A 23,209-nucleotide genomic window follows, 5' to 3' on the forward strand; every position below is an offset into this window, starting at 1 on the left:
GCCGCAGCGCGGCCAGGATCAGTCAGGCGCGCCAACGCCAGCGGGCCAGGGCCTTGATGACTTTCATCCAGAGTTTGCGAGTGACCACCACGATGGGATTTCCAGAAGGGGATGGGACAGCGTCGGGCAACGTTATCTCAGCGCCCGCTCCCAAGCAACCGGGGATTAGCAGTCGCAGGTCATCAATGACCAGCGCCGGCGACTCTTCGGCAATCGGCCGGCCATGGTTGTAGCCATAGCTTAAGGCCACACACTTGACCCCCGCCGCTTTCGCCGCCAGCACATCGCTGCGCGAATCGCCGACAAACAGCGACTGGGACGCCGGGATATTGGCCATTTTCATCACAAAGAACAGCGCCGCCGGATCCGGTTTTTTCTGCGGCAGGGTATCGCCGCCGATGATCCAGCGGAAATACCGGCCGATCTTCATCTGGTCCAGCAGCGGCGCGACGAAGCGTTCCGGCTTGTTGGTGATCAGGGCCATTTCCACGCCCTGCTTGTGCAGCCACTTGAGGGTGTCGCGCACGCCGGGGTAAACCACGGTCAGTTCGTGGCCGTCTTCGTAGGCCGCGTTGAACAGTTCCAGCGCGTGCTCAGCCTCTACCTCATCGACACCTTCGGCATCAATGTGATTGGCCAGCGCACGGCGCACCAGCATCTGCACGCCGTTGCCGACCCACTCGCGTACCGATTCGATACCGGCAGGCTTGCGCCCCAGCTTGAGCAACATGTGATCCACCGCAGCCGTCAGGTCCGGCACCGAATCGACCAGGGTGCCGTCCAGATCGAACATCACCAGCCGCGGCAATTTACCGGGGAACAGCTGCTCAAAACCGCTCATGGACGCGCCAGCGCCAGTTCTTCACGCATCTTGGCAATCACGGCCTGGTAGTCAGGGGTGTTGAAGATCGCCGAGCCGGCGACGAAGGTGTCGGCGCCCGCCGCCGCGATATCACGGATGTTGTTGACGTTGACCCCACCGTCGATCTCCAGGCGGATATCGCGGCCAGAGGCGTCAATCAGCGCACGGGCCTCACGCAGCTTGTCGAGGGTACCGGGAATGAACTTCTGCCCGCCAAACCCCGGGTTGACGCTCATCAGCAAGACCATGTCGACCTTGTCCATCACGTACTTGAGGGTGTCCAGCGGGGTCGCCGGGTTGAACACCAGGCCAGCCTTGCAGCCGCCTTCGCGGATCAGTTGCAGGGAGCGGTCGACATGCAGCGTGGCTTCCGGGTGGAAGGTGATGTAGGTCGCACCGGCTTCGATGAAGTCGCCGATGATGCGGTCCACCGGGCTGACCATCAGGTGCACGTCAATCGGCGCGGTCACGCCGTACTTGCGCAGCGCTGCGCAAACCATCGGGCCGATGGTCAGGTTCGGCACATAGTGGTTGTCCATGACATCGAAGTGCACGAAGTCGGCACCGGCGGCCAACACGTTGTCCACTTCCTCGCCCAGGCGGGCGAAGTCGGCGGAGAGAATCGATGGAGCAATTACGAAGGGCTGCATGACGCACCTTTTCTGAGCTAAATCACGATGGCGCGCATTGTATACCTCATGCTTTGTTGCGCGCACCGTGACCTGACTCAATGACTAGTACGCGGCGCGGTAGATTTTCTCGATATCCGCCGCACTGAGCTTGCGCGGATTGTTGCGCATCAGGCGCTCGATTCCCGCGGCTTCTAAGGCCATGGCCGGAATCGCCTCCTCTGGCACGCCGAAGCTGCGCAAGCCGCTAGGGATCTCCACTGCGGCGCACAGTCGCGTCATCGCCTCCACCGCCTGGTCCGCTGCATCGTTGACGCTCAAGCCCGTGATATTCACCCCCATGGCCTGGGCGATATCCTGCATGCGCTCGACGCAGGCCAGCTTGTTCCAGTGCATCACATAGGGCAGCAGCAACGCGTTGCTCACCCCGTGGGCAATGTTGAAACGCCCGCCCAACGGGTAGGCCAGCGCATGCACCGCCCCCACCCCGGCATTGCCAAAGGCCATGCCGGCCATCAGGCTGGCCGTGGCCATATCGTCACGCGCCTGCAGGTTGGCCGGATTGGCGTAGGCCTTGGGCAAGGCGTTGGCAATCAACTTGATCGCGCCAATGGCCAGGGCATCGGTGATTGGCGAGGCGTTCAGGGACAGATAGGACTCGATGGCATGCACCAGGGCATCCACACCACTGGCAGCCGTAACACTGCGCGGGCAGGTCAGGGTCATTTGCGGGCTGATCAGCGCAACATCCGGCAGCAGGTAGTCGCTGACGATGCCTTTTTTCAATTGCGCGGCCTTGTCCGACAGAATCGCCACATTGGTCACTTCCGACCCCGTGCCGGCCGTGGTGGGAATGGCAATCAGCGGCGGGCCTTTGCGCGGCACCTGGTCCACACCGAACAAATCCTCGAGTGCGCCGTGATAACCGGCATAGGCGGCGACGCTCTTGGCGATATCAATGGCACTGCCACCGCCCACGCCAACGCCGATCAGGCCGTCATGCCCGCCTTCGCGGTAGGCCTGCATGCAGTCTTCCACGATGGCGATCTCCGGGTCGGGCAGCACCCGGTCGAAGATCTCGTAGGGCCGATCACCCAACTGCGCCAATGCCAGTTGCACCGTACCGGACTTGACCAGCGCAGCATCGGTGACGATCAACGGGTTGTCGATATCCAGCCGGGTCAGCTCGGCGGCCAATTGCTCGATGGCGCCTGGGCCGGTGAGCAATTTGTGGGCGATCTTGAATGAGGAGGTACTCATGTGCGCGGCCTCTTATAAATTGGTGGGCTGGCACAAGAATAGCTGGGGAATGCGGGTTGTCTGCCATTCAGCGGCTGAATGGTTGGGTCATTCAAAGCGGGCGCGGTCAATGTAGGAGCTGGCTCGCCTGCGATGGCCTCGACTCGGTGCATCAGGTGTACCGAGTCGAGACCATCGCAGGCAAGCCAGCTCCCACAGGTGATCGGGTTTCAGCAGTCAGACCTGCGCCGTCCGCAGTTTTTCGCTGCGCCCACGCAGCCACTCCAGGGTCAGCAACAGCACCACCGAGAAGGCAATCAGCAAGGTCGCCGCTGCGGCAATGGTCGGGCTGAGGTTTTCGCGGATGCCGCTGAACATCTGCCGAGGCAAGGTGGCCTGCTCGGGCCCGGCGAGGAACAGCGTCACCACCACCTCATCGAACGATGTGGCAAAGGCAAACAGCGCCCCGGAAATGACGCCCGGCGCAATCAGCGGCAGCGTCACCCGGCGAAACGCGGTCAACGGCGACGCCCCCAGGCTGGCCGCGGCTCGCACCAGGTTGTGGTTGAAGCCCTGCAAGGTCGCCGACACGGTGATGATCACAAAGGGCACGCCCAGCACCGCATGCACCACGATCAGCGAAAAGAAACTGTTGCCCAGCCCCAGCGGGGCAAAGAACAAGTAACTCGCCACGCCGATAATCACCACCGGTACCACCATCGGCGAAATCACCAGGGCCATCACCAGCGCCTTGCCGGGGAAGTGGCCACGGGTCAGGCCAATAGCAGCCAACGTGCCAAACACCATCGCCAGCACCGTGGCCGCCGGGGCGACGATGATGCTGTTCTTCAAGGCGCGCATCCATTCCGCCGAGGCAAAGAAGTCCTGGTACCAGTGCAGCGAAAACCCCTGCAGCGGGTACACCAGGAAACTCCCGGAGTTGAACGACAGCGGGATGATCACCAGCACCGGCAGGATCAGGAACAACAGGATCAGGCCGCAAAGGATCCGCAAGCTGTAGAACCACACCCGTTCGATGGGTGACATATAAGGACTGCTGGACATTTCAGGCGCTCCTCAGCTCAGGCGCAGGCGGCTGGCGCCCACCAGCCAGTTGTAGATCAGGTACAGCACCACGGTCGCCAGCAGCAGCAAGCCGCCCAGCGCAGTCGCCATGCCCCAGTTGATGCTGGTGTTGGTGTAGAACGCCACGAAGTAGCTGACCATCTGGTCGTTCGGGCTGCCCAGCAGGGCCGGGGTGATGTAGTAGCCAATCGCCAGGATAAACACCAGCAGGCAACCGGCACCCACACCCGCGTAGGTCTGTGGGAAGTACACCCGCCAGAAACTGGCGAATGGGTGACAACCCAAAGAGATCGCCGCACGCATGTAGGTCGGTGAAATGCCCTTCATCACGCTGTAGATCGGCAGAATCATGAACGGCAGCAGGATATGCACCATGGAGATGTAGACCCCCAGCCGGTTGAACACCAACTCCAGAGGCTTATCAATGATGCCCAGGCCCATCAGCGCGCCGTTGATCAGCCCGCCGGACTGCAGCAGCACAATCCAGGCGGCCACGCGCACCAGCACCGAGGTCCAGAAGGGCAGCAGCACGAGGATCATCAACAGGTTGCTTTGCCGCGCCGGCAGGTTGGCCAGCAGGTACGCCAGCGGATAGGCCAGCAGCAGGCAGCACACGGTAATCACCAGGCCCATCCAGAAGGTGCGGGCGAAGATATCGAGGTAAATCGCCTGGTCCGGCGTGGCCGGCGCGACTTCGCCGAGGTCGTCGATCCGATGATCGACCGCCGCCAGCAGGTAATAAGGCGTGAGGCTGCTGGTGTTGCGCCGGATGGCCTGCCAGTACGCGGGGTCGCCCCAGCGTTCGTCGAGGTTTTCCAGCGCTTCTTTATAAGAGGCCGGCACTTCGCTGAACGGCAGCGCCCGCGCGGTTTTGGTCAACAGGCTGCGATAACCCGCCAGCTCCATGTTCAGGCGCTTGGACAAGTCGCCCAGGGTCTGGTTTTTCCGGGCTTCACCCAGGTCCTCGCTGACAGCCTGGTACACCGACTCGCCGGGCAGGCCACGACCATCCCAGGCGGTCACCGCCACCACGGTACGCGGCAGGCCAGCGACCACTTCCGGGTTACCGACGCTTTTGTACAACAGCGCAACGATGGGCACCAGGAACACCAGCAGCAAAAACACCACCAGCGGCGCGATCAAGGCCTGGGCCTTCCAGCGGTTAAGCCGCTCGGCACGCGCCAGGCGCTGCTTCAAGCTGGGGGTGGTGACCTCGTTCGAGGGAACGGCGATGGCCATGGCAAACTCCGGAAAATCTACAGTTGAAACCCGTGTGAAAGGCCCCCTTGTGGGAGCCGGGCTTGCCCGCGATGGCAGCAACTCGGTGTGTCGGGTCTACCGAGGTGCTGCCATCGCAGGCAAGCCAGCTCCCACAGGGGTTAAGCGGTGGGGCTTGTTATTTGGCAGCCCAGGAATTGAAGCGCTGCTCCAGTTGCTCACCGTTATCCGCCCAGAAGCTCACATCAATCTGCACCTGGTTGGCGATGTTTTCCGGAGTAGTCGGCATATCCTTGAGGATGTCCTTGGCCAGCAGCGGCACGGCTTGGGTATTGGCCGGACCGTAGGCGATGTTTTCCGAGTAGATTTTCTGTTGCTGCGGTGCAACGGAGAAGGCGATGAATTTCTTCGCCGCCTCGGCGCGCTCCTTGCTCAGGCCCTTGGGGATCGCCCAGGCGTCGAAATCGTAGATACCACCGTTCCACACCACTTTCAGGTTGCTCTCTTTCTGCACGGCGGCGATCCGGCCGTTGTAGGCCGAGCTCATCACCACGTCACCCGAGGCCAGGTACTGCGGCGGCTGGGCGCCGGCTTCCCACCACTGGATCGACGGCTTGAGTTCATCGAGTTTCTTGAAGGCGCGGTCCTGGCCGTCCTTGCCGGCCAGCACTTTGTACACGTCCTTGGGCGCTACACCGTCGGCCATCAGGGCGAATTCCAGGGTGTACTTGGCCCCCTTGCGCAAGCCGCGCTTGCCGGGGAAAGTCTTGGTGTCCCAGAAGTCCGCCCAACTGGTTGGGGCCGTCTTCAGTTTGTCGGCGTTGTACGCCATCACCGTGGACCACACGAAGAAACCCACGCCACAGGGCTGGATCGCGCCTTTCACATAGTCGTCGGGGTTGCCGAACAGCTTAGGATCCAACGGCTCGAACATGTCCTCGTCACAGCCACGGGACAGTTCCGGCGACTCGACTTCCACCAGGTCCCAGGACACGCTTTTGGTGTCGACCATGGCTTTGACCTTGGCCATCTCGCCGTTGTACTCGCCGGCGATGATCTTGCCGTTGCCCGCGCTTTCCCACGGAGCATAGAAAGCCTTGACCTGGGCAGCCTTGTTCGCGCCGCCAAACGACACCACCGTCAGGTTCGGACCTGCCATGACCTGTGAAGCACTCGCCAGGCCGATGGCCAGGGCGGTCAATTTCAGGGATCTCAACATTTATTGTTCTCTCCACGTGCAGGGTTGGATGAAGCCAAGGGGGCGATCAATTCGCCTCTAGAAGTGGGTCGAGTGCGCGAACGTGCTCGACTTGCCAGCCAATCGGAACCACATCGCCGACCGTCAGTGCCGGATCCAGCTCGGCGATCGGTTGTTTCACAAAGAAATCGGCCTTGCCGCAGACTTCCAGGCGCACGCGCACGTGGTCGCCCAGGTAGATAAATTCGGCCACCCGGCCCGAGAAACGGTTGCTGCAGCTTTCGCTGGAACCGTTGAGGCTGACCCGCTCCGGGCGCACCGACAGCGTCACCGGGCCACCGATCTGCCCGACATTCACCGCCAGCGCCTCGACCTTCTCGCCGCGCGCCAGCTCAACCACGCACCGCTCGCCGGTGTGGCTGTGCAGGCGGCCGTTAAGACGGTTGTTCTCGCCGATGAAATTGGCGACGAAGGTGTTTTTTGGCTCTTCATACAAAGTGCGCGGCGGTGCGATCTGCTGGATCTCGCCCTGGTGGAACACCGCTACCCGGTCGGACATGGTCAGCGCTTCACCCTGGTCGTGGGTCACGTAAACCACGGTCACGCCCAGGCGCTGGTGCAGGTGCTTGATCTCCATCTGCATGTGTTCACGCAGCTGTTTATCGAGGGCACCGAGGGGTTCGTCCATCAGCACCAACTGCGGCTCGAACACCAGGGCGCGAGCCAGGGCCACCCGTTGCTGCTGGCCGCCGGAGAGCTGCGCCGGGTAGCGCTGGGCGAAGGCGTCGAGCTGGACCATGCTCAGCACGCGCTTGACCCGTTCGCTGACATCGGTCTTGCTCAAGCCCCGCACCGTCAGGGGGGAACGCCAGGTTCTCGGCCACCGTCATGTGCGGGAACAGCGCATAGTTCTGGAACACCATGCCAATGTCGCGCTTGTGCGGCGGCACATTGTTGATCGAGCGCCCGGCCAGCAGGATCTCCCCGGCGGTCGGCGTTTCGAAGCCCGCCAACATCATCAGGCTGGTGGTCTTGCCCGAACCGGACGGGCCCAGCAGGGTGAGGAACTCGCCTTTGCGAATGTCCAGGTTGAGGTCTTTGACGATCAGGTTCTCGCCATCGTAGCTCTTCTGCACACCACGAAAGCTGACCAGCACATCATTTGAATCCGCCTCGCTCATACCCGCACCTTTGTGTTTTGGACTGCTGTGAAGCTAGCGTAATCCAGGTGCAAGCCCCCGGAAATCGGGGCGCAGGAGAGATTGGCATCAGCAGGATGGAAGGTTCGGGGTAGGGATTGCCCTACACGGATGGCGGGCAAGGGACAGTTGCGCAGCAAGCTTCAAGCGACAAGCTGCAAGCACGGGCTTTCTGGGGGTTGAGCGATGTCGCAAATAGACACGCGCCTATAGGAGCTTGTGCTCCATCGCGTACTTCACCAGCTCGGCCAGGGAGCTGATGTTGAGTTTTTGCATCAACCGCGCCTTATGGGTGCTGATGGTCTTGCTGCTCAGGGCCAGTTGCTGGGCGATATCGTTGACGTTGGCGCCCTGGGCCAAGCGCTCGAACACCGAGAACTCGCGCTCGGACAACAGCGAATGCAAGGGCCGGGCATCGGTGAGGCCGACCTCAAACACCATGCGGTCCGCCAGGTCCGGGTCGATATAGCGCCCGCCCGCGGCGACTTTGCGGATTGCCGTCAACAACAGCGCAGGATCGCTGTCCTTGGTGGCATACCCTGCCGCGCCGACCTTCAGCGCCCGGGCGGCCATTTGTGCCTCGTCATGCATCGACAGCACCAGGATGGCCGGCGGGTTGTTCAGCGCGCGGATCCGCGCAATCGCCTCCAGGCCGTTGACCCCGGGCATGGAGATATCCAGCAGCACCACCTCGCAGGGCGTGTGACGCAAGGCTTCCAACAGCTGTTCGCCGTTGCCCGCCTCGCCCACCACCAGCAGGTCCTTGGCCAGGCCGATCAACTGCTTGATGCCTTCACGGACGATGGTGTGGTCTTCGGCTACCAATACGCGGATCACGGCAATTTCCTCTCTCTATAGCGATTAAACGCCGACATTCAAAATGTGCGAGCAAGCCCACAAGGGATCTATGGCGAATCCAACGGCACCGTAACGCTCAGGGTGGTGCCCTCCCCCAGTTCGCTGTCGAGGGTCAACTGCCCGCCCATGATCAGCACCCGCTCGCGCATGCCCACCAAACCAAACGACACCGGGCGCCCCGGCGCAGGGACGAAGCCTGCGCCATCATCACTGATGGTCAACCGCAGATTGGCGCCCTCCACCACCAGGGTCAACTCCACCGTATGCGCCTGGGCATGGCGCATGACGTTGGTCAGCGCCTCCTGCAGGATACGGAACAGGCCAATGGCCTTGGCGTCACTCAAGGCCGGGAGGTTGTCCGGCACCTGCACCAGGCACGGAATCTGTGTGCGCGCCTCAAACCGCCGGGCCTGCCACTCGATGGCCGAGGCGATCCCGGCGTCGAGAATCGGCGGGCGCAACGCCGTGGCCACATCACGGACCAATTGGAACAGTTGAGCGATCAGGCGCTTCATGCTGTTCAGGCGCTCGTGCAGGCCTGGGTCCAACTGGGCGTAGGCCAACTCGCACATGGAGGTTTCCAGCTTCAACACCGTGAGCATCTGCCCCAGCTCATCGTGAACTTCGCGGGCGATCCGCGCCTTCTCTTCCTCACGCACGGTTTCCAGGTGCGCCGAGAGTTCGCGCAGTTGCGCCCGCGAGGCGTCCAATTCCAGCTCAATGCGTTTGCTGTCGCTGATGTCCCAGACGATCCCGTCCCAGACCACCGCCCCATCGTCCAGACGCCGGGTGACCGCCTTGATCTCGGCCCAGCGCTGCTCGCCCTGGCGGGTCAGGATGCGGCCCTGCCACGACCAGTTGCTCTCGGTGTCGATGGCCTGGTCCTGGGTCTGGTGGTAACTGGCGCGATCATCCGGGTGGACCAGGCTGCGAATCCCCACATCGCGGTGGCTGAGCACGGACGGCGAATAGCCCACCAGGCGCTCGCTGCCTTCGCTGATATAGGCAAAGTCGATGGCGGCGCTCAACGGCAGACGCTCCAGGCGAAACACCAGCCCTGGCACATTGGCGGCGATGCCTTGCAGGCGCGCTTCACTTTCCTGCAACGCGGCCAACGCCCGGCGGCGCTCGGTGACGTCGTTGAGGTACACCACCAGGTATTCGCCACCGGCAAAGCGCAGGAAACTCAAGGACACATCCGTGGGCAACAGGCTGCCATCCGCGCGCAGGCACTGGGTGGCGAAGCTCTGCGGCCCGTCTTCACTGGCCCGGGCGCGCTTCCACAGGTTCAGCCAGCGGTCCATGCTCAGATTGGGTTCGAACTCGATCAGCGGGCGCTCGATCAACGCTCCCGGGGCGTAACCGAGCATGGTTTCGGCGGCGACGTTGGCGTAGCGCACATGGCTGTCCCAATTGACCCAGAGGATACCCACGGTGCTTTGATCAATCGAAAACTGGGTCAGACGCAATGCTTCGGCGCCCGCCGCACGGGCAGCGCTTTCCTCACGCGTGGCCAGCAACTGGTGTTCCAGGGCATGTTTTTGCCGACGCTGCCACAGGGCAACCGTCAGGCACGCGAGCAACAGCAGGCCCAGCAGCAGGCTGAGGTTTTGCCAGAATCCCGGTGATTCCGACAGGCGTGGGTATTTGGGTTGCAGCCAGCGGGCATGCAATTGCTCCAGTTCACGGGCTGGAATGGCGCGCAGGCCGCTCTCGACAATCTCTGCCAGGGCTGGCCAGTCACGCCGGGTGGCCACCCGCAACAGTTGCGGCAATCCAATATCGCCCACCACGGCCAAACCGGCGAACTCGGGCTCGATCGACAAGCGGCTCAACTGCGCCTCATCGACTACCGCATAGCGCGCCTGCTGGCTGACCAATAGCTGCAAGGCCTGGCGCTCCAGGGGCACACCTTGCAGGTTCAGCCTGGGGTAATTGCTGCGCAGGTAATCCGCCACGCCGCTGGGCATGCGCACGGCGACCCGGGACTGTTCATCGAGTTTTTCCAGGTCCACGGTGCCGCTGCCGTCGCGAATGCCAACAATGTGCTGGGGCACGCGCATATACGGGTCGGAAAACTGCCACAGGCGCAGGCCGGCAGGGGTTTGTAGCAGACCTGGGGCGAGGTCGACTGCATCATCGCGCAAGGCGTCCTCCAACTGTTCCTGCGTGGGGAAGTTGCGCCAGGTCAGCTCGATATTCAGCGCCTTGGCCAGCGCCTGCATCAGCTCGACATTGGCCCCGGACAAGCGCTGCAGGCGCCGGTCGTATTGCGCGTAAGGCGCCTGCAACACCACCCCGACCCGCAGTTGCGGGTGCTGCGCCAACCACTCGCGCTGCTGCGGGTTGAGCACCGCCGGCGGCACCACAGACGCAGGCGCGGCATTCGCCATCAAGGGCAAGCACAGATAGCCGATAACCAGCAGACAGCGAAAATTCATCATTCACATCTCACATCCAACCCATTAGGCTGCCGGGATCACTTCTGGCCGGGATTCCACTATGCCCCTGCTTCACCGTTCGACACTGCCAGCATTGTGCCTGTCGCTGCTGTTTACCAGCACCTTTTGCGTGCAGGCGGCTGACACCGCGCCGGCGGCCGCCGAAAAACCACCAGAACGCCAGCCTCTGCCAGAGCGTAGCCAGGAGGAAGCCCAGGCCCTGGAGCGACAACTGCCGCCCCACGAGCAGCAACAATTGCAGGCCGGCGACGAGTCGTTCCTGGCACTGTGGAAACCGGCGAACAGCCCCGAACCGCAGGGTGTGGTGATTATCGTCCCCGGCGCCGGAGAAACGGCTGACTGGCCGCAAGCCATCGGGCCTTTGCGCCAGAAGCTGCCGGATGCCGCCTGGGGCAGCCTGAGCCTGTCGCTGCCCGACCTGAGCGTCGATACCCTGCCGCCGCGGGTAATCCAGGCTCCCGATGCGGCCGTTGACAGCAGCAGCAAGGATGCCAGCACCGCCGCGCCCAAGCCCATCGAACAGGCGGCCAGCGCCGAAGCCGAGGGCACCGACCCGGCCGTGGTCCCTGGCGTGGATGAGCAGGACAAGACCGACGCGACACGGATCTTCGCCCGCATCGACGCAGCCGTCGCCTATGCCCAGACCCAGAACGCCCGCAGCGTGGTGCTGCTGGGGCACGGGACTGGGGCCTGGTGGGCTGCGCGCTACCTGAGCGAAAAACAACCGGCCCAGGTGCAAAAGTTCATCATGGTCGCGGCGCAGTCGCCGGTGGGCCGTCAACCGGATCTGCAACAGCTGACCCCGACATTGAAGCTGGCGACCGCCGATGTCTTCTATCAGGACAACGCCCTGGCCAGCAAAATGGCGCTGGAGCGCAGCCAGGCAAGCAAGCGGCTGAAGAATGACAACTACAAGCAGGTGTCGTTGAAGACTATTCCCGGGAATAGCGCAGCGGCCCAGGAACAGTTGTACCGGCGGATTCGCGGCTGGTTGAGCCCGCAAAGCAGCGGTAGCTGAGCCCAACTGCCCCGCCCCGTCTGTGGTTGTGGTTGTGGTTGTGGTTGTGGTGTGGTTTGGTTGTGGTTGTGGTTGTGGTTGTGGTTGTGGTTGTGGTTGTGGCGAGCGGGCTTGCCCGCGTTGGGTTGCGCAGCAGCCCTAAAACCCGCCGCTCGGTTTATCTGACAAACCTAAGAGGCCCTGTGGGGGCATGAGGATCTACACAACTCGCTCTTTTTTGGTTATTGGGTTTGTGTACATATCCGTTGCTGCGGTCATGGCCACTTAGGGTTCCGCCCTTACGGCGGCTCACTTTGGAGAAGCGCCAAAGTAAGCAAAACGCTCTTGCCCCACCACTCGGTGCCTCGCCTAGGCTCGGCATGCCCGCAGTCAGGCATTGCTCCGTGGGCCCGCCGCGATCGGCCATCCATGGCCGTGTCGCGGCTACCCCGGCATCCCTGCCGGGGTGCTCACTGCGCAATACCTGCCTGCGGCCAGCGTGGTTTAACGGGGCGCCTGAGATCAAGATCAAAAGCCAGATCAAAAACAGAGCCAGAGCTGCGAAGCTACATTCCCCTGTGGGAGCTGGCTTGCCTGCGATAGAGATATCTCGGCCAATACATCTATCGACCGATAGACCGCCATCTCGGCGCCCCCCGAATCACTGCTGGATTGCAGGCACACCGAGACTGGGCGAGGTGCCGAGTGGTGGGTCCCCGGCCTCCGATACCAGGAGCCCCTTGGTTACTTTGGGGCTCTTTTTTTACGGACCGGGCACATGGTTGACGGGTGTGCGGGGACAGGGTGGACACTTTTGGCAAGCACGCTCGCCACAGGCGGTCGGGTCAGCGGAAATCCCGCTGCTCGCGAATGATCGTGTAGGCACTATGCAGCTCTCGGGTGCGCTCCGTGGCCTCGCGCACTTGAGCGGGGCTCGCGCCAGTGCCGGCAATCTTGTCCGGGTGGTGCCGACTGAGCAGCCGTCGATAGGCACGTTTGATGACCGCAGGCTCTGTCGTTCCGGTTACCCCGAGGATCCGTAGGGCCTCTTGATAGGTGCTACCGCGGGTGACCAGGGGCTTGCGTTCCGGCTCATAGTCATGGGCCAGTGCCTGGAGTTGTTGCGGCGTCCACCCCAGCCATTTGCCCCATAGCTCGATCAGCTCGCGCTCAGCGGGGCTGGCCTTGCCGTCGGCCCAGACCATGCGCCAGCAGGCGCGCAGCACGCCTTCCGCCGCATGGGGCTGCACCTTGAGCACGCGCAGGTAACTGCGCACGCGGTCGGTCCCCGACTTGCCTCGGTTGAACGCGGCAATCGCCCGGCGCTGGGCCGGCTCGCTCATGTCCAGCGAGCGCATCTCCACCCGCGCCTGCTGGATATGGCCGTCCACCACCCGCCCATTACTCTTGGCCAGGCGGCCCAGCAGGACAAACAGCAGTTCGTCATTGCGCAGCGCCGGCCGGCCGCCCAGGCGTTCGCGCAGTTGGGCCCAACTGTGCAATTGCAGGCGCCGATCCAGTGCCTGCCCCAGCAACCCACCCAACATGGCCCCCGGAATGCTGGCGATGGCAAAACCCGCCCCGGCGCCGATCAGAGTCCCAGGCCACAACATCTTACTGGCCCACGGTCAGCAGACTTTCAACCTGCGCCAGGCGCTCCAGCGTACCGACGTCAATCCAGCGTCCATCCATGTGTTCCCCCGAGACCAAGCCTTGAGCCATCGCCGTGCGCAGCAAGGGCGCCAGCTTGAAGGCACCGGCACTGCAACCCGCGAACAGCTTGGGGTGCAGCACCGAAATGCCACTGAAGGTCAGGTTATCGGCACCGGGCGCTGCATCATGAAGCAAACCATCCTTGATATAGAAATCGCCACCACTGGGGTGATGAGGCGGGTTATCGACCATGACCAAGTGCGCCAAGCCGCTCGAGGGCTGCTTGAGGCGGACAAAGTCGTAGTCGGTCCAGATATCGCCATTGACCACCAGGAACGGCTCCTCCCCCAGCAAGGGCAAGGCCTGGAAGATTCCGCCACCGGTTTCCAGGGGCTCGCCCTCTGGCGAATACTGGATACGCACGCCGTACTGCGCGCCGTCTCCCAGATAACTCTCGATTTGCTGGCCCAGCCAGGCATGGTTGATGACGATATCGGTGAATCCCGCTTTCGCCAGCGCCTCCAGGTGGTACTCGATCAGGCGCTTGCCACCGGCCTGGACCAACGGTTTTGGGGTGTGCAGGGTGAGCGGACGCATCCGCTCGCCCTTGCCGGCCGCCAGGATCATCGCCTTCATACGTGGGCCTCGGCCGGTTGGCGCAGGCTGGCCAGCAACTCGCCCAGGTCGGCCAGTTCCGGCCGATCGGCCAGCACCGCGTCTATATAGGCAAAGAAGCGCGGCACGTCCGCCAGGTAGCGCGGTTTGCCATCACGGTGGCAGATACGCGCAAAGATACCGATGACCTTGAGGTGACGCTGCACCCCCATCAAGTCGCTGGCGCGCAGGAAATCTTCAAAGTCCGCCTGCACCGGGATGCCCAATTGGCCAGCACGCTCCCAATAACCACGCTGCCATTCGCGCACCCGCGCCTGGGGCCAACTGAGGAAGGCGTCCTTGAACAGGCAGGTGATGTCGTAGGTCACGGGGCCGTAGACCGCATCCTGGAAATCCAGCACGCCAGGGTTCGGCACGCTGATCATCAGGTTGCGCGGCATATAGTCGCGATGCACCAGGACCTTGGGCTGGGCCAGGGCGCTGTCGATCAGCAATTGGCTGACCCGCTGCCATTGAGCCAACTGCTGCTCGTCGAACTCAATGCCCAGATGCCGGCGCACGTACCATTCGGGGAACAACTCCAATTCACGGCGCAACAATGGCACGTCGTAGCTGGGCAACCCGGCGTCCATCGGCAATTGCTGGAAAGCCAGCAGCGCGTCGATGGCTTCGGCAAACAATTGATCGGCATTTTCACCGTCAATCACATCCAGATAGGTGTTTTTGCCCAGGTCGTTGAGCAAAAGAAAGCCTTGGGAGAGATCTTCTGCATAAATTTGCGGAACATTTATTCCCGATTTCGCCAACATTCTCGCGATATCGACGAAAGGTTTGCAGTTTTCCTGGGGGGGTGGGGCATCCATCACGATCAATGTGCGACCTTCGCCCTGCCAACGGAAGTACCGTCTGAAACTCGCGTCGCTGCTGGCCGCAGTCAATGTAGCCGGGGGTACGGCCCCCCATCCCTGGGCATGGAAAAGCTCGGGTAACTGCTGATCGAGCCAGACTTTCAGGTGTTGCAAACGTAGATCTTGGTCGGGCATTACAAGGGTCTCCGACGGCGCTAGCCGTCAAGCGGGTCATGCTTTATTATCACGCATCTTTTTCAGACCATCGAGAGGCGTGCGGCCCACACCGCGGGCAGATGGCACGCAGGAAGCCCGGACTAATAAGATGGCATTGAAATCCCCCGCGTTTCGTAGAAAATTTCCGTTGCTGGTAACCGGCAGTCTGCTGGCCATGCAACCCTTCGCCACCTCATTCGTGGTCGCCGCGGAACAGTATGACTGCTCAGTCTCTGCTTCGGGTGCCTGGGATTGCGCGCCGAAAGCCAGCGCAGCCCCTTTACCACCGCGCCCGGTGCATGACGGCAGTGCCGTCAGCTCGGCCAACGGCACGCCGCAAGGCGAAGCTGCTGGTGCCGAAGCCGTGCCGCAGACCAAGCTGGTCACCGAATCCAAGGGCCGTGGCCTGCGTTCGCGCAGCGCTGACTACAGCCACCTGGACTGGGTCCCTCGGGAGAAACTCACTGCTGCGCAACTGGCCGAAACCGGTCCTTATTGCGCCGGTGCGTACGTCGAGCCGCTCCGTCCTGGCATGAACGACAAGACGGACAAGAGCGACGCACCGACCTTCATCGGTGCCAAGGCCTCTCGTTACGAGCAGGACACCCAGGTCGCCACCCTGGCCGGTGACGTGGTCATGCGTCAGGGCAGCATGCAGGTCGAGGCCGAAGAGGCCAGCCTGTACCAGGCCGAGAACCGTGGCGAGCTGAACGGCAATGTGCGCATGCGCGACAATGGCGCGCTGATCGTCGGCGACCATGCCCAGGTCCAACTGGACACCGGCGCCGCGCAGATCGACAACGCCGAGTACGTAATGCACAAGTCGCGCATCCGCGGTAACGCGCTGTACGCCAAGCGTGCCGAAAACGCGATCATCCGCCTCAAGGACGGTACCTACACCACCTGCGAGCCAGACAGCAATGCCTGGCAGCTGCGCGGTAACAACATCACGTTGAACCCGGCCACCGGCTTCGGTACGGCGACCAACGCGACGTTGCGGGTCAAGAACATCCCGATCCTGTACACCCCGTACATCTACTTCCCGATTGACGATCGTCGTCAGTCCGGCTTCCTGCCGCCGAGCTTCAGCTCGGGTGGGGAAAGTGGCTTCACGCTGGTGACACCGTACTACTTCAACCTGGCACCGAATTACGATGCCACGTTGTACCCGCAATACATGACCAAGCGCGGCATGTTGATGGAAGGCGAATTCCGCTACCTCACCAAGTCCAGCGAAGGTCAGTTCGGCGGCGCGTACCTGAACGATGACAGCGACGAGCGGAAGAAGCAGAGCGACTACAACAAAACCCGCTATATGCTCAATTGGCAGCATAAGGGCGGGTTGGATTCGCGGCTGTTGACTCAGATCGACTACACCAAGATCAGCGATCCGTTCTACTTCCAGGATCTGAAGTCCAATCAGATTGGCGTTGAGTCTCGTGAGTTCGTCAACCAGCAAGGTGCTGCCAGCTATCGCGGCGATACCTATACCGCTCAGTTGAATTTGCAAGCCTACGAGCTGGCGACGATCTCCCAGATCACTCCGTACAACCGGTTGCCGCAGTTAACCATCAATGGTGCACTGCCTTACCGTCCTGGTGGGCTGTACTTTGCTTATGACGCCGAGGCTGTCCGGTTTGATCGGGATTTGAGGACTGGCAATATCACCAATAAAGATGGTGGGCCGTTCAACGCCAATGGCACTGTAGGTGAACCTCGCCTCGATACATATGTCAGAGGCCTGACCCGTGCAAACGGCACGCGCTTGAACGCGGCTCCAAGCGTATCGTTGCCGATGAATTCGAGTTACGGCTTCATCACGCCAAAGCTCAAGTACGCCTACACCAAGTACGATCTTGATCTCGACGGCGCCGGCAAGCAGCAAATGATTGATGCGGGCCAGAAATTCAAGAGCTCGCAAGACCGCTCCATTCCAATCGCCAGTGTCGATAGCGGGCTGTTTTTCGACCGCAGTACCCAGTGGTTCGGCAAGGACTACACCCAGACCCTGGAGCCGCGCCTGTTCTATCTCTATGTTCCAGAGAAAGACCAGTCCGATATCCCGGTGTTCGATAGCAGCGAAACCACGTTCAACTACAACTCACTGTTCCGCGACAACCGCTTCTCGGGCACTGACCGGATCGGCGACGAAAACAAACTGTCCCTGGGCGTGACCAGCCGCTGGATCGAAGAGAACGGTTTCGAGCGTCAACGTGTTGCCATCGGCCAGGCGCTGTATTTCAAGGACCGCGAGGTCCAACTGCCTGGCATCGTTGCCGCAGACCGCGAAGATTCGCAGTCGGACGTCTCGCCAATCGCTCTGGACTACGAGTTCCGCTTTAACCGCGACTGGCGCGCCACTGCCGATTACAACTGGGACACTGAAAGTCACGCCGCCCGCTCCGGCAGCGCGATGTTCCACTACCAGCCTGAAGACAACCCGAACAAGGTTATCAACGTTGGCTATCGCTATCGTAACGACCAGGTTGTCTACAACCAGTTGACCGGTAAGTGGCAGTTTGGTGGCGATTACGGCACCGAAGGGCAACCAGGTTTCGAGAAGGATTACTACAAAATCCAGCAACACGATTTCTCGATGATGTGGCCGATCGTTCCACAATGGAACCTGATCACCCGCTGGCAGTATGACTATGCACGCAACCGTACCCTGGAAGCCTTCGGTGGTTTCGAGTACGACAACTGCTGCTGGAAACTGCGTGTGATCAACCGTTATTGGGTTTCCAACGACGAATACACCCAGATCGCCCCGCAGAACGAAAAAGGCGACCACGGGCTCTTCCTCCAAATCGTCCTCAAGGGACTCGGCGGCCTGACTGGCGCCAAGGTAGAGAGCTTCCTCGACAAAGGCATCCAAGGTTATCGTGAACGTGAAGATCAAGCTTTCTGATTGTCTGCGCCCGCTGATGCTGGGCGCGCTGTTCCTGGGTACTGCAGCGGCACACGCTGCAGTGCAACCTTTGGACAAGGTAGTGGCCATCGTCGATAACGACGTGATCATGCAGAGCCAACTGGACCAACGGGTCAAGGAAGTTCAGCAAACCATCGCCAAGCGTGGCGGTGGCGTGCCACCGACCAGCGTCCTGGACCAGCAGGTGCTGGAACGCCTGATTGTCGAAAACCTGCAATTGCAGATTGGCGACCGTTCCGGCATCCGTATCACCGACGAAGAGCTGAACCAGGCCGTCGGCACCATCGCTCAACGCAACAACATGAGCATTGATCAGTTCCGCGCGGCCCTGACCCATGATGGTTTGTCCTATGAGGACGCCCGTGACCAGATCCGCCGCGAAATGATCATCAGCCGCGTGCGTCAGCGCCGTGTGGCCGAACGTGTGCAGGTATCAGAGCAGGAAGTGAAGAACTTCCTGGCCTCGGACCTGGGCAAGATGCAGCTCTCCGAAGAACTGCACCTGGCCAATATCCTGATCCCGACACCGGACAGCGCCAACGCCGAGCAACTCAATGCCGCAGCGGCCAAGACCCAGGCGATCTATGACCGTCTCAAGGCCGGCGCCGACTTTGCCCAGATGGCCATCGCCCAGTCCGGCAGCGACAACGCTCTCGAAGGCGGCGACATGGGCTGGCGTAAAGCTGCTCAATTGCCACCGCCGTTTGACCGTGAGCTGAGCGCCATGGAAGTAGGTGGCATCACCCAGCCTGCGCGCACCCCTGGCGGCTTCATCATTCTGAAGTTGCTGGAACGCCGCGGCGGTGAAACTTCGTTGAAAGACGAAGTGCATGTTCGCCATATCCTGGTCAAGCCAAGCGAAATCCGCACCGAGGCTCAAACCAAGGAACTGGCGCAAAAGATCTATGAGCGCATCGAAGGCGGTGAAGACTTCGCCACCCTGGCCAAAAGCTTCTCGGAAGACCCGGGTTCTGCCCTCAACGGCGGCGACCTGAACTGGATCGACCCACGAGCCCTGGTGCCCGAGTTCCAGCAAGTCATGAACGATACGCCCCAAGGCGTGCTGTCCAAGCCGTTCAAGACCCAATACGGTTGGCATGTCCTGGAAGTCCTTGGCCGCCGCGCCACCGACAACACCAGCCAGGCCCGTGAGCAGCAAGCACTGACCGTACTGCGTAACCGCAAATACGACGAAGAGCTGCAAACCTGGCTGCGTCAGATCCGTGACGAAGCCTACGTGGAAAACAAGCTTCCTGGCGCCGACACAACAGGCACCGACCAGGCAGTCCAGTGAAACCCCAGCGTTTCGCATTGACACCCGGCGAGCCGGCCGGCATAGGTCCAGACCTGTGCCTGCTGCTCGCCGCGCAAGCCCAGCCTCACCCCCTGATTGCCATTACCAGCCGCGACCTGCTCCTTGAGCGGGCCGCGCAACTGGGCGTGGCTGTCGACTTGCTGCCCGTTTCGCCGGGCAACTGGCCCGACCAGCCGGCACCTGCCCACAGCCTGTACGTGTGGGACACCCCGCTGCAGGCCAAGGTAGTCGCCGGGCATCTGGACAAGGCCAACGCCGCCTTCGTCCTGGAGACTCTGACCCGGGCCGGACAAGGCTGCATCGACGGCGACTTCGCCGGGATGATCACTGCGCCCGTGCATAAAGGCGTGATCAACGAAGCCGGCATCGCCTTTTCCGGGCATACCGAGTTTCTCGCAGAACTGACCCACACCGAACAAGTGGTGATGATGCTGGCAACCCGCGGCCTGCGCGTGGCACTGGTGACCACTCACCTGCCCTTGCGCCAGATTGCCGATGCCATTACCCCCGAGCGCCTGGAGCGTGTAACGCGCATCCTGCACGCTGACCTGCAACAAAAATTCGGCATCGCCCAGCCGCGAATCCTGGTGTGTGGCCTCAACCCCCACGCGGGTGAAGGCGGCCACCTGGGCCATGAAGAAATCGACATTATCGAACCGACACTAGAGCGCCTGCGCCAAGACGGCATGGACCTGCGCGGCCCATTGCCTGCGGACACTCTGTTTACCCCCAAATATCTGGAGCACTGCGATGCAGTGCTGGCGATGTACCATGACCAGGGGCTGCCCGTGCTGAAATACAAAGGTTTCGGCGCCGCAGTCAACGTGACCCTGGGCCTGCCGATCATCCGCACCTCCGTCGACCATGGCACCGCCCTGGACCTGGCGGGCAGCGGCAAGATCGATACCGGCAGCCTGCACGTGGCCCTGGAAACCGCCTATCAGATGGCCGAGACCCGTATATGACCGAGCATTACCAACACCGGGCGCGCAAGCGCTTCGGGCAAAACTTCCTGCACGATGCCGGCGTTATCGACCGCATCCTGCGCTCCATCCATGCCAAGCCCGAAGACCGCCTGCTGGAAATCGGCCCGGGCCAAGGCGCACTGACCCAGGGCCTGCTCAATAGCGGCGGCCAACTGGATGTGGTTGAGCTGGACAAGGACCTGATCCCGATCCTCAACCAGCAATTCGCTGGCATGCCCAACTTCAACCTACACCAGGGCGACGCACTGAAGTTTGACTTCACCAGCCTCAATGCCGCCCCCAACAGCCTGCGGGTGGTCGGCAACTTGCCGTACAACATCTCCACGCCACTGATCTTTCACCTGCTGAACAACGCAGGGATCATCCGCGACATGCATTTCATGTTGCAGAAGGAAGTGGTCGAGCGCTTGGCCGCCGGCCCTGGCGGCGGTGATTGGGGTCGCCTGTCGATCATGGTCCAGTACCACTGCCGGGTCGAGCACCTGTTCAATGTCGGGCCGGGCGCGTTCAATCCACCACCGAAAGTCGATTCGGCGATTGTGCGTCTGGTGCCCCACGCGGTCCTTCCTCATCCGGCCAAGGATCATCGCCTGCTGGAGCGGGTAGTGCGTGAAGCGTTCAACCAGCGCCGCAAGACCCTGCGCAATACACTCAAGGCATTGCTGAGCAACGCCGAGATCGAAGCCGCCGGTGTCGACGGCAGCCTGCGCCCGGAGCAGTTGGACCTGGCCGCGTTTGTACGTCTGGCGGACCAGCTAGCTATCCAGCCAGCGCCGACGGCGGAATAAGCCGCAGAGGCTTGATGCAATGCGATCCACATGTGGGAGTGGGCTTGCCAGCTCCCACACTTGTTTTTGCTGGCCCCACTCCCAGCGCCCGCCGCAGTTCCAATGTGTGCGGGCTTGCCCGCTCCCACATTTGCGCCGCGCTACACTGGTAGCGCTTCGTCATCTGCCAGGACGCCATCGTTTACCAAGCCAGACACATGTCTGGCCTAGTGCCCTCCTCATGGCCTAGACTGATCCGCATCTGCTGTCCTCCGCTTTTGCTCTTAAGGCCTCTTGCATGTCCGATCCTCGCTATCAGATCGACGTCAGCGTCGTCACCCGCTTCCTGGCGGAACAATCGCAACCTGAACAGAACCGCTTTGCCTTTGCCTACACCGTCACGGTGAAGAACAACGGCCAGGTAGCCGCCAAGCTGCTGTCGCGCCATTGGGTCATCACCGACGGCGACGGCCATGTCGAGGAAGTGCGCGGTGCGGGTGTCATCGGCCAACAGCCACTGATCGACAGCGGCGCCAGCCACACCTACAGCAGCGGCACCGTGATGACCTCCAAGGTCGGCACGATGCAAGGCAGCTATCAAATGCTTGCCGAAGACGGCAAACACTTCGACGCCATCATCGCCCCCTTCCGCCTGGCGGTACCGGGAGCCCTGCACTGATGGCGACCTATGCTGTCGGCGACCTGCAAGGCTGCCTGGAGCCGCTCAAATGCCTGCTTGACCGTGTAGCCTTCGACCCAGCCCAAGATCGTCTGTGGCTGGTGGGCGATCTGGTCAACCGTGGCCCGCAATCCCTGGAAACCCTGCGCTTTCTTTATGGCATGCGCGACGCCCTGGTGTGCGTACTGGGCAACCATGACCTGCACCTGCTGGCGGTCGGCAATAACATCGAGCGCCTGAAAAAGGGCGATACCCTGCGCGAAATCCTCGAAGCTCCGGATCACGCCGAGTTGCTGGACTGGCTGCGCCGGCAAAAGCTCGTGCACTACGACGAGGGCCGCAATACCGCCCTGGTGCATGCCGGCATACCACCGCAGTGGAGCCTGAAAAAAGCCCTTAAATGTGCTGCCGAGGTTGAAACCGCCCTGGCCGATGACACGCTGTTCGCCACCTACCTGGACGGCATGTACGGCAATGAGCCAGTGAAGTGGGATAACGATCTGACCGGCGTCGCCCGCCTGCGGGTGATCACCAACTACTTCACGCGCATGCGCTTTTGCACCGCCGAAGGCAAACTCGACCTCAAGAGCAAGGAAGGCGCCGAAACCGCCCTGCCCGGCTACAAGCCCTGGTTTACCCACAAGGAGCGCAAGACCCGCGAAACGAAGATCATCTTCGGTCACTGGGCCGCCCTTGAAGGTCACTGCGACGAGCCTGGGGTATTTGCCCTCGACACCGGGTGTGTCTGGGGTGGAGCCATGACCCTGATGAACATCGACACCGGCGAGCGCCTGAGTTGCCAGTGTGAATCCCCCCTTCCCGTTACACTGCCGGCTGCCGCCAAGCGCTAGACGCCGCTTGCCGCCGCTTGCCGCCCGCCCAAGGAGCCCGCCATGAGCGAATTCAAACGTATCCCTCCCGAACAAGCCCAGGCCCTGCGTGAACAAGGCGCCGTGGTGGTGGATATCCGTGATCCCCAGACTTACGCCCTGAACCACATCAAGGGCGCACAGCACCTGGACAACCACAACATTGCCGATTTCATCCGCGCCGCCGACCTCGACGCGCCAGTGATCGTGGCCTGCTATCACGGCAACTCCAGCCAGAGCGCGGCGGCCTATCTGGTCAGCCAGGGGTTCTCCGATGTCTACAGCCTGGACGGCGGCTTTGAGCTGTGGCGTACGACGTATCCTGCGGAAACTGCCACAGGCGATTCGCAATAATTTTTTTCAAACCCCGCTACCCCGCGTGACGCTTGGGCTCGCGCCGTTTCTGAGAAACGGCGCACCCAAACTAATTAGGCATCTCGCCTTGACCTCCCGGATTCCCAACTATCATTAAGCGCAGGCCATCCAAAACAGGGGAGAGCCGGTACACCGGCGTGCGGGTCATCGGTAGCGTTTCAGGGTGTTCTGGGGGGAAATGGCCACGGCAAACGCCACTGGCTGCCAGC

Annotated in this window: 20 protein-coding genes and 1 pseudogene; 8 read left to right on the plus strand and 13 right to left on the minus strand. The window is 61.8% G+C overall.

Annotation, left to right across the window (positions count from 1 at the left end; translation table 11 throughout):
• Nucleotides 1-22: 22 nt before the first annotated feature.
• From PSH80_RS24200 to PSH80_RS24245, 10 genes and pseudogenes are all read right to left on the minus strand, one after another.
• Nucleotides 23-841 (minus strand): phosphoglycolate phosphatase, encoded by an 819-nt coding sequence (locus tag PSH80_RS24200; RefSeq protein ID WP_057444298.1) that lies wholly within the window; start codon nt 839-841, stop codon nt 23-25.
• Complete coding sequence (rpe, locus tag PSH80_RS24205; protein WP_057440329.1) at nt 838-1,512, minus strand: ribulose-phosphate 3-epimerase; 675 nt, start codon at nt 1,510-1,512, stop codon at nt 838-840. The genes PSH80_RS24200 and rpe overlap by 4 nt, the downstream gene beginning before the upstream one ends.
• 84 nt (nt 1,513-1,596) lie before the next feature.
• Complete coding sequence (locus tag PSH80_RS24210; protein ID WP_305418554.1) at nt 1,597-2,751, minus strand: iron-containing alcohol dehydrogenase; 1,155 nt, start codon at nt 2,749-2,751, stop codon at nt 1,597-1,599.
• A 216-nt stretch (nt 2,752-2,967) separates the two neighbouring features.
• On the minus strand, nt 2,968-3,795 hold the full coding sequence (locus PSH80_RS24215; protein WP_029296783.1) for an ABC transporter permease: 828 nt from the start codon (nt 3,793-3,795) through the stop codon (nt 2,968-2,970).
• A gap of 12 nt (nt 3,796-3,807) precedes the next feature.
• Nucleotides 3,808-5,055: an ABC transporter permease gene (locus tag PSH80_RS24220; protein WP_057960777.1), complete on the minus strand. Its 1,248-nt coding sequence runs from the start codon at nt 5,053-5,055 to the stop codon at nt 3,808-3,810.
• Nucleotides 5,056-5,212: 157 nt separating this feature from the next.
• A complete protein-coding gene (locus PSH80_RS24225) occupies nt 5,213-6,253 on the minus strand; it encodes an ABC transporter substrate-binding protein (protein WP_057960778.1) in 1,041 nt (346 codons plus the stop codon).
• 46 nt (nt 6,254-6,299) lie between these two features.
• On the minus strand, nt 6,300-6,920 hold the full coding sequence (locus PSH80_RS24230) for an ABC transporter ATP-binding protein (RefSeq protein ID WP_370693754.1): 621 nt from the start codon (nt 6,918-6,920) through the stop codon (nt 6,300-6,302).
• A 45-nt stretch (nt 6,921-6,965) separates the two neighbouring features.
• Nucleotides 6,966-7,413 (minus strand): annotated as a pseudogene (locus tag PSH80_RS24235) (ABC transporter ATP-binding protein); the annotation flags it as partial.
• Nucleotides 7,414-7,638: 225 nt separating this feature from the next.
• Nucleotides 7,639-8,268, minus strand: coding sequence for a response regulator transcription factor (locus tag PSH80_RS24240; RefSeq protein ID WP_057440324.1), 630 nt, complete (start codon nt 8,266-8,268; stop codon nt 7,639-7,641).
• Between the two features lie 68 nt (nt 8,269-8,336).
• Nucleotides 8,337-10,733: a transporter substrate-binding domain-containing protein gene (locus tag PSH80_RS24245; protein WP_120734232.1), complete on the minus strand. Its 2,397-nt coding sequence runs from the start codon at nt 10,731-10,733 to the stop codon at nt 8,337-8,339.
• Between the two features lie 58 nt (nt 10,734-10,791).
• Between PSH80_RS24245 and PSH80_RS24250 the strand changes: the two genes are divergently transcribed.
• Nucleotides 10,792-11,769 (plus strand): alpha/beta hydrolase family protein, encoded by a 978-nt coding sequence (locus tag PSH80_RS24250; RefSeq protein ID WP_120734233.1) that lies wholly within the window; start codon nt 10,792-10,794, stop codon nt 11,767-11,769.
• Between the two features lie 824 nt (nt 11,770-12,593).
• Here PSH80_RS24250 and PSH80_RS24255 read toward each other — a convergent pair.
• From PSH80_RS24255 to PSH80_RS24265, 3 genes are read right to left on the minus strand one after another with little or no spacing between them, the layout of a single operon-like run.
• Nucleotides 12,594-13,361 carry a TerB family tellurite resistance protein gene (locus PSH80_RS24255; protein ID WP_057960783.1) on the minus strand — a complete coding sequence of 256 codons (768 nt, stop codon included), beginning with the start codon at nt 13,359-13,361 and terminating at the stop codon, nt 12,594-12,596.
• A gap of 1 nt (nt 13,362) precedes the next feature.
• Nucleotides 13,363-14,037, minus strand: a complete 675-nt coding sequence (gene murU, locus PSH80_RS24260) for an N-acetylmuramate alpha-1-phosphate uridylyltransferase MurU (RefSeq protein ID WP_057960784.1) — start codon at nt 14,035-14,037, stop codon at nt 13,363-13,365.
• On the minus strand, nt 14,034-15,059 hold the full coding sequence (locus tag PSH80_RS24265) for an aminoglycoside phosphotransferase family protein (RefSeq protein ID WP_057960785.1): 1,026 nt from the start codon (nt 15,057-15,059) through the stop codon (nt 14,034-14,036). The genes murU and PSH80_RS24265 overlap by 4 nt, the downstream gene beginning before the upstream one ends.
• A 130-nt stretch (nt 15,060-15,189) precedes the next feature.
• Here PSH80_RS24265 and PSH80_RS24270 point away from each other — a divergent pair, with 130 nt between their 5' ends.
• The 7 genes from PSH80_RS24270 to glpE all read left to right on the plus strand — a co-directional run bounded on the left by PSH80_RS24270 (nt 15,190) and on the right by glpE (nt 22,979).
• Nucleotides 15,190-17,988 carry an LPS-assembly protein LptD gene (locus tag PSH80_RS24270; protein WP_057960786.1) on the plus strand — a complete coding sequence of 933 codons (2,799 nt, stop codon included), beginning with the start codon at nt 15,190-15,192 and terminating at the stop codon, nt 17,986-17,988.
• The gene (locus tag PSH80_RS24275; RefSeq protein WP_305418562.1) at nt 17,969-19,303 is read left to right on the plus strand and encodes a peptidylprolyl isomerase; all 1,335 of its coding nucleotides are present in this window, start codon (nt 17,969-17,971) and stop codon (nt 19,301-19,303) included. The genes PSH80_RS24270 and PSH80_RS24275 overlap by 20 nt, the downstream gene beginning before the upstream one ends.
• Nucleotides 19,300-20,289, plus strand: a complete 990-nt coding sequence (gene pdxA, locus PSH80_RS24280) for a 4-hydroxythreonine-4-phosphate dehydrogenase PdxA (RefSeq protein WP_198792499.1) — start codon at nt 19,300-19,302, stop codon at nt 20,287-20,289. Before PSH80_RS24275 ends, pdxA begins: the two co-directional genes overlap by 4 nt.
• Nucleotides 20,286-21,098, plus strand: a complete 813-nt coding sequence (rsmA, locus tag PSH80_RS24285; protein WP_057440316.1) for a 16S rRNA (adenine(1518)-N(6)/adenine(1519)-N(6))-dimethyltransferase RsmA — start codon at nt 20,286-20,288, stop codon at nt 21,096-21,098. The genes pdxA and rsmA overlap by 4 nt, the downstream gene beginning before the upstream one ends.
• A 277-nt stretch (nt 21,099-21,375) precedes the next feature.
• Nucleotides 21,376-21,756, plus strand: a complete 381-nt coding sequence (gene apaG / locus PSH80_RS24290) for a Co2+/Mg2+ efflux protein ApaG (protein ID WP_057960789.1) — start codon at nt 21,376-21,378, stop codon at nt 21,754-21,756.
• The gene (locus tag PSH80_RS24295) at nt 21,756-22,607 is read left to right on the plus strand and encodes a symmetrical bis(5'-nucleosyl)-tetraphosphatase (protein ID WP_305418565.1); all 852 of its coding nucleotides are present in this window, start codon (nt 21,756-21,758) and stop codon (nt 22,605-22,607) included. The genes apaG and PSH80_RS24295 overlap by 1 nt, the downstream gene beginning before the upstream one ends.
• Nucleotides 22,608-22,649: 42 nt before the next feature.
• On the plus strand, nt 22,650-22,979 hold the full coding sequence (gene glpE, locus PSH80_RS24300) for a thiosulfate sulfurtransferase GlpE (protein WP_169990385.1): 330 nt from the start codon (nt 22,650-22,652) through the stop codon (nt 22,977-22,979).
• The last annotated feature ends 230 nt before the right edge of the window (nt 22,980-23,209 follow it).

This window comes from Pseudomonas sp. FP818 (assembly GCF_030687335.1).
Classification (GTDB): Bacteria; Pseudomonadota; Gammaproteobacteria; order Pseudomonadales; family Pseudomonadaceae; genus Aquipseudomonas; species Aquipseudomonas shahriarae.

Bases quoted from the DNA above. Each gene is read 5' to 3' on its own strand.
- PSH80_RS24200 (WP_057444298.1), bottom strand. From the start codon at position 841: ATGAGCGGTTTTGAGCAGCTGTTCCCCGGTAAATTGCCGCGGCTGGTG.
- rpe (WP_057440329.1), bottom strand. From the start codon at position 1,512: ATGCAGCCCTTCGTAATTGCTCCATCGATTCTCTCCGCCGACTTCGCC.
- PSH80_RS24210 (WP_305418554.1), bottom strand. From the start codon at position 2,751: ATGAGTACCTCCTCATTCAAGATCGCCCACAAATTGCTCACCGGCCCA.
- PSH80_RS24215 (WP_029296783.1), bottom strand. From the start codon at position 3,795: ATGTCCAGCAGTCCTTATATGTCACCCATCGAACGGGTGTGGTTCTAC.
- PSH80_RS24220 (WP_057960777.1), bottom strand. From the start codon at position 5,055: ATGGCCATCGCCGTTCCCTCGAACGAGGTCACCACCCCCAGCTTGAAG.
- PSH80_RS24225 (WP_057960778.1), bottom strand. From the start codon at position 6,253: ATGTTGAGATCCCTGAAATTGACCGCCCTGGCCATCGGCCTGGCGAGT.
- PSH80_RS24230 (WP_370693754.1), bottom strand. From the start codon at position 6,920: ATGGACGAACCCCTCGGTGCCCTCGATAAACAGCTGCGTGAACACATG.
- PSH80_RS24245 (WP_120734232.1), bottom strand. From the start codon at position 10,733: ATGATGAATTTTCGCTGTCTGCTGGTTATCGGCTATCTGTGCTTGCCC.
- PSH80_RS24250 (WP_120734233.1), top strand. From the start codon at position 10,792: ATGCCCCTGCTTCACCGTTCGACACTGCCAGCATTGTGCCTGTCGCTG.
- PSH80_RS24255 (WP_057960783.1), bottom strand. From the start codon at position 13,361: ATGTTGTGGCCTGGGACTCTGATCGGCGCCGGGGCGGGTTTTGCCATC.
- murU (WP_057960784.1), bottom strand. From the start codon at position 14,037: ATGAAGGCGATGATCCTGGCGGCCGGCAAGGGCGAGCGGATGCGTCCG.
- PSH80_RS24265 (WP_057960785.1), bottom strand. From the start codon at position 15,059: ATGCCCGACCAAGATCTACGTTTGCAACACCTGAAAGTCTGGCTCGAT.
- PSH80_RS24270 (WP_057960786.1), top strand. From the start codon at position 15,190: ATGGCATTGAAATCCCCCGCGTTTCGTAGAAAATTTCCGTTGCTGGTA.
- rsmA (WP_057440316.1), top strand. From the start codon at position 20,286: ATGACCGAGCATTACCAACACCGGGCGCGCAAGCGCTTCGGGCAAAAC.
- apaG (WP_057960789.1), top strand. From the start codon at position 21,376: ATGTCCGATCCTCGCTATCAGATCGACGTCAGCGTCGTCACCCGCTTC.
- PSH80_RS24295 (WP_305418565.1), top strand. From the start codon at position 21,756: ATGGCGACCTATGCTGTCGGCGACCTGCAAGGCTGCCTGGAGCCGCTC.
- glpE (WP_169990385.1), top strand. From the start codon at position 22,650: ATGAGCGAATTCAAACGTATCCCTCCCGAACAAGCCCAGGCCCTGCGT.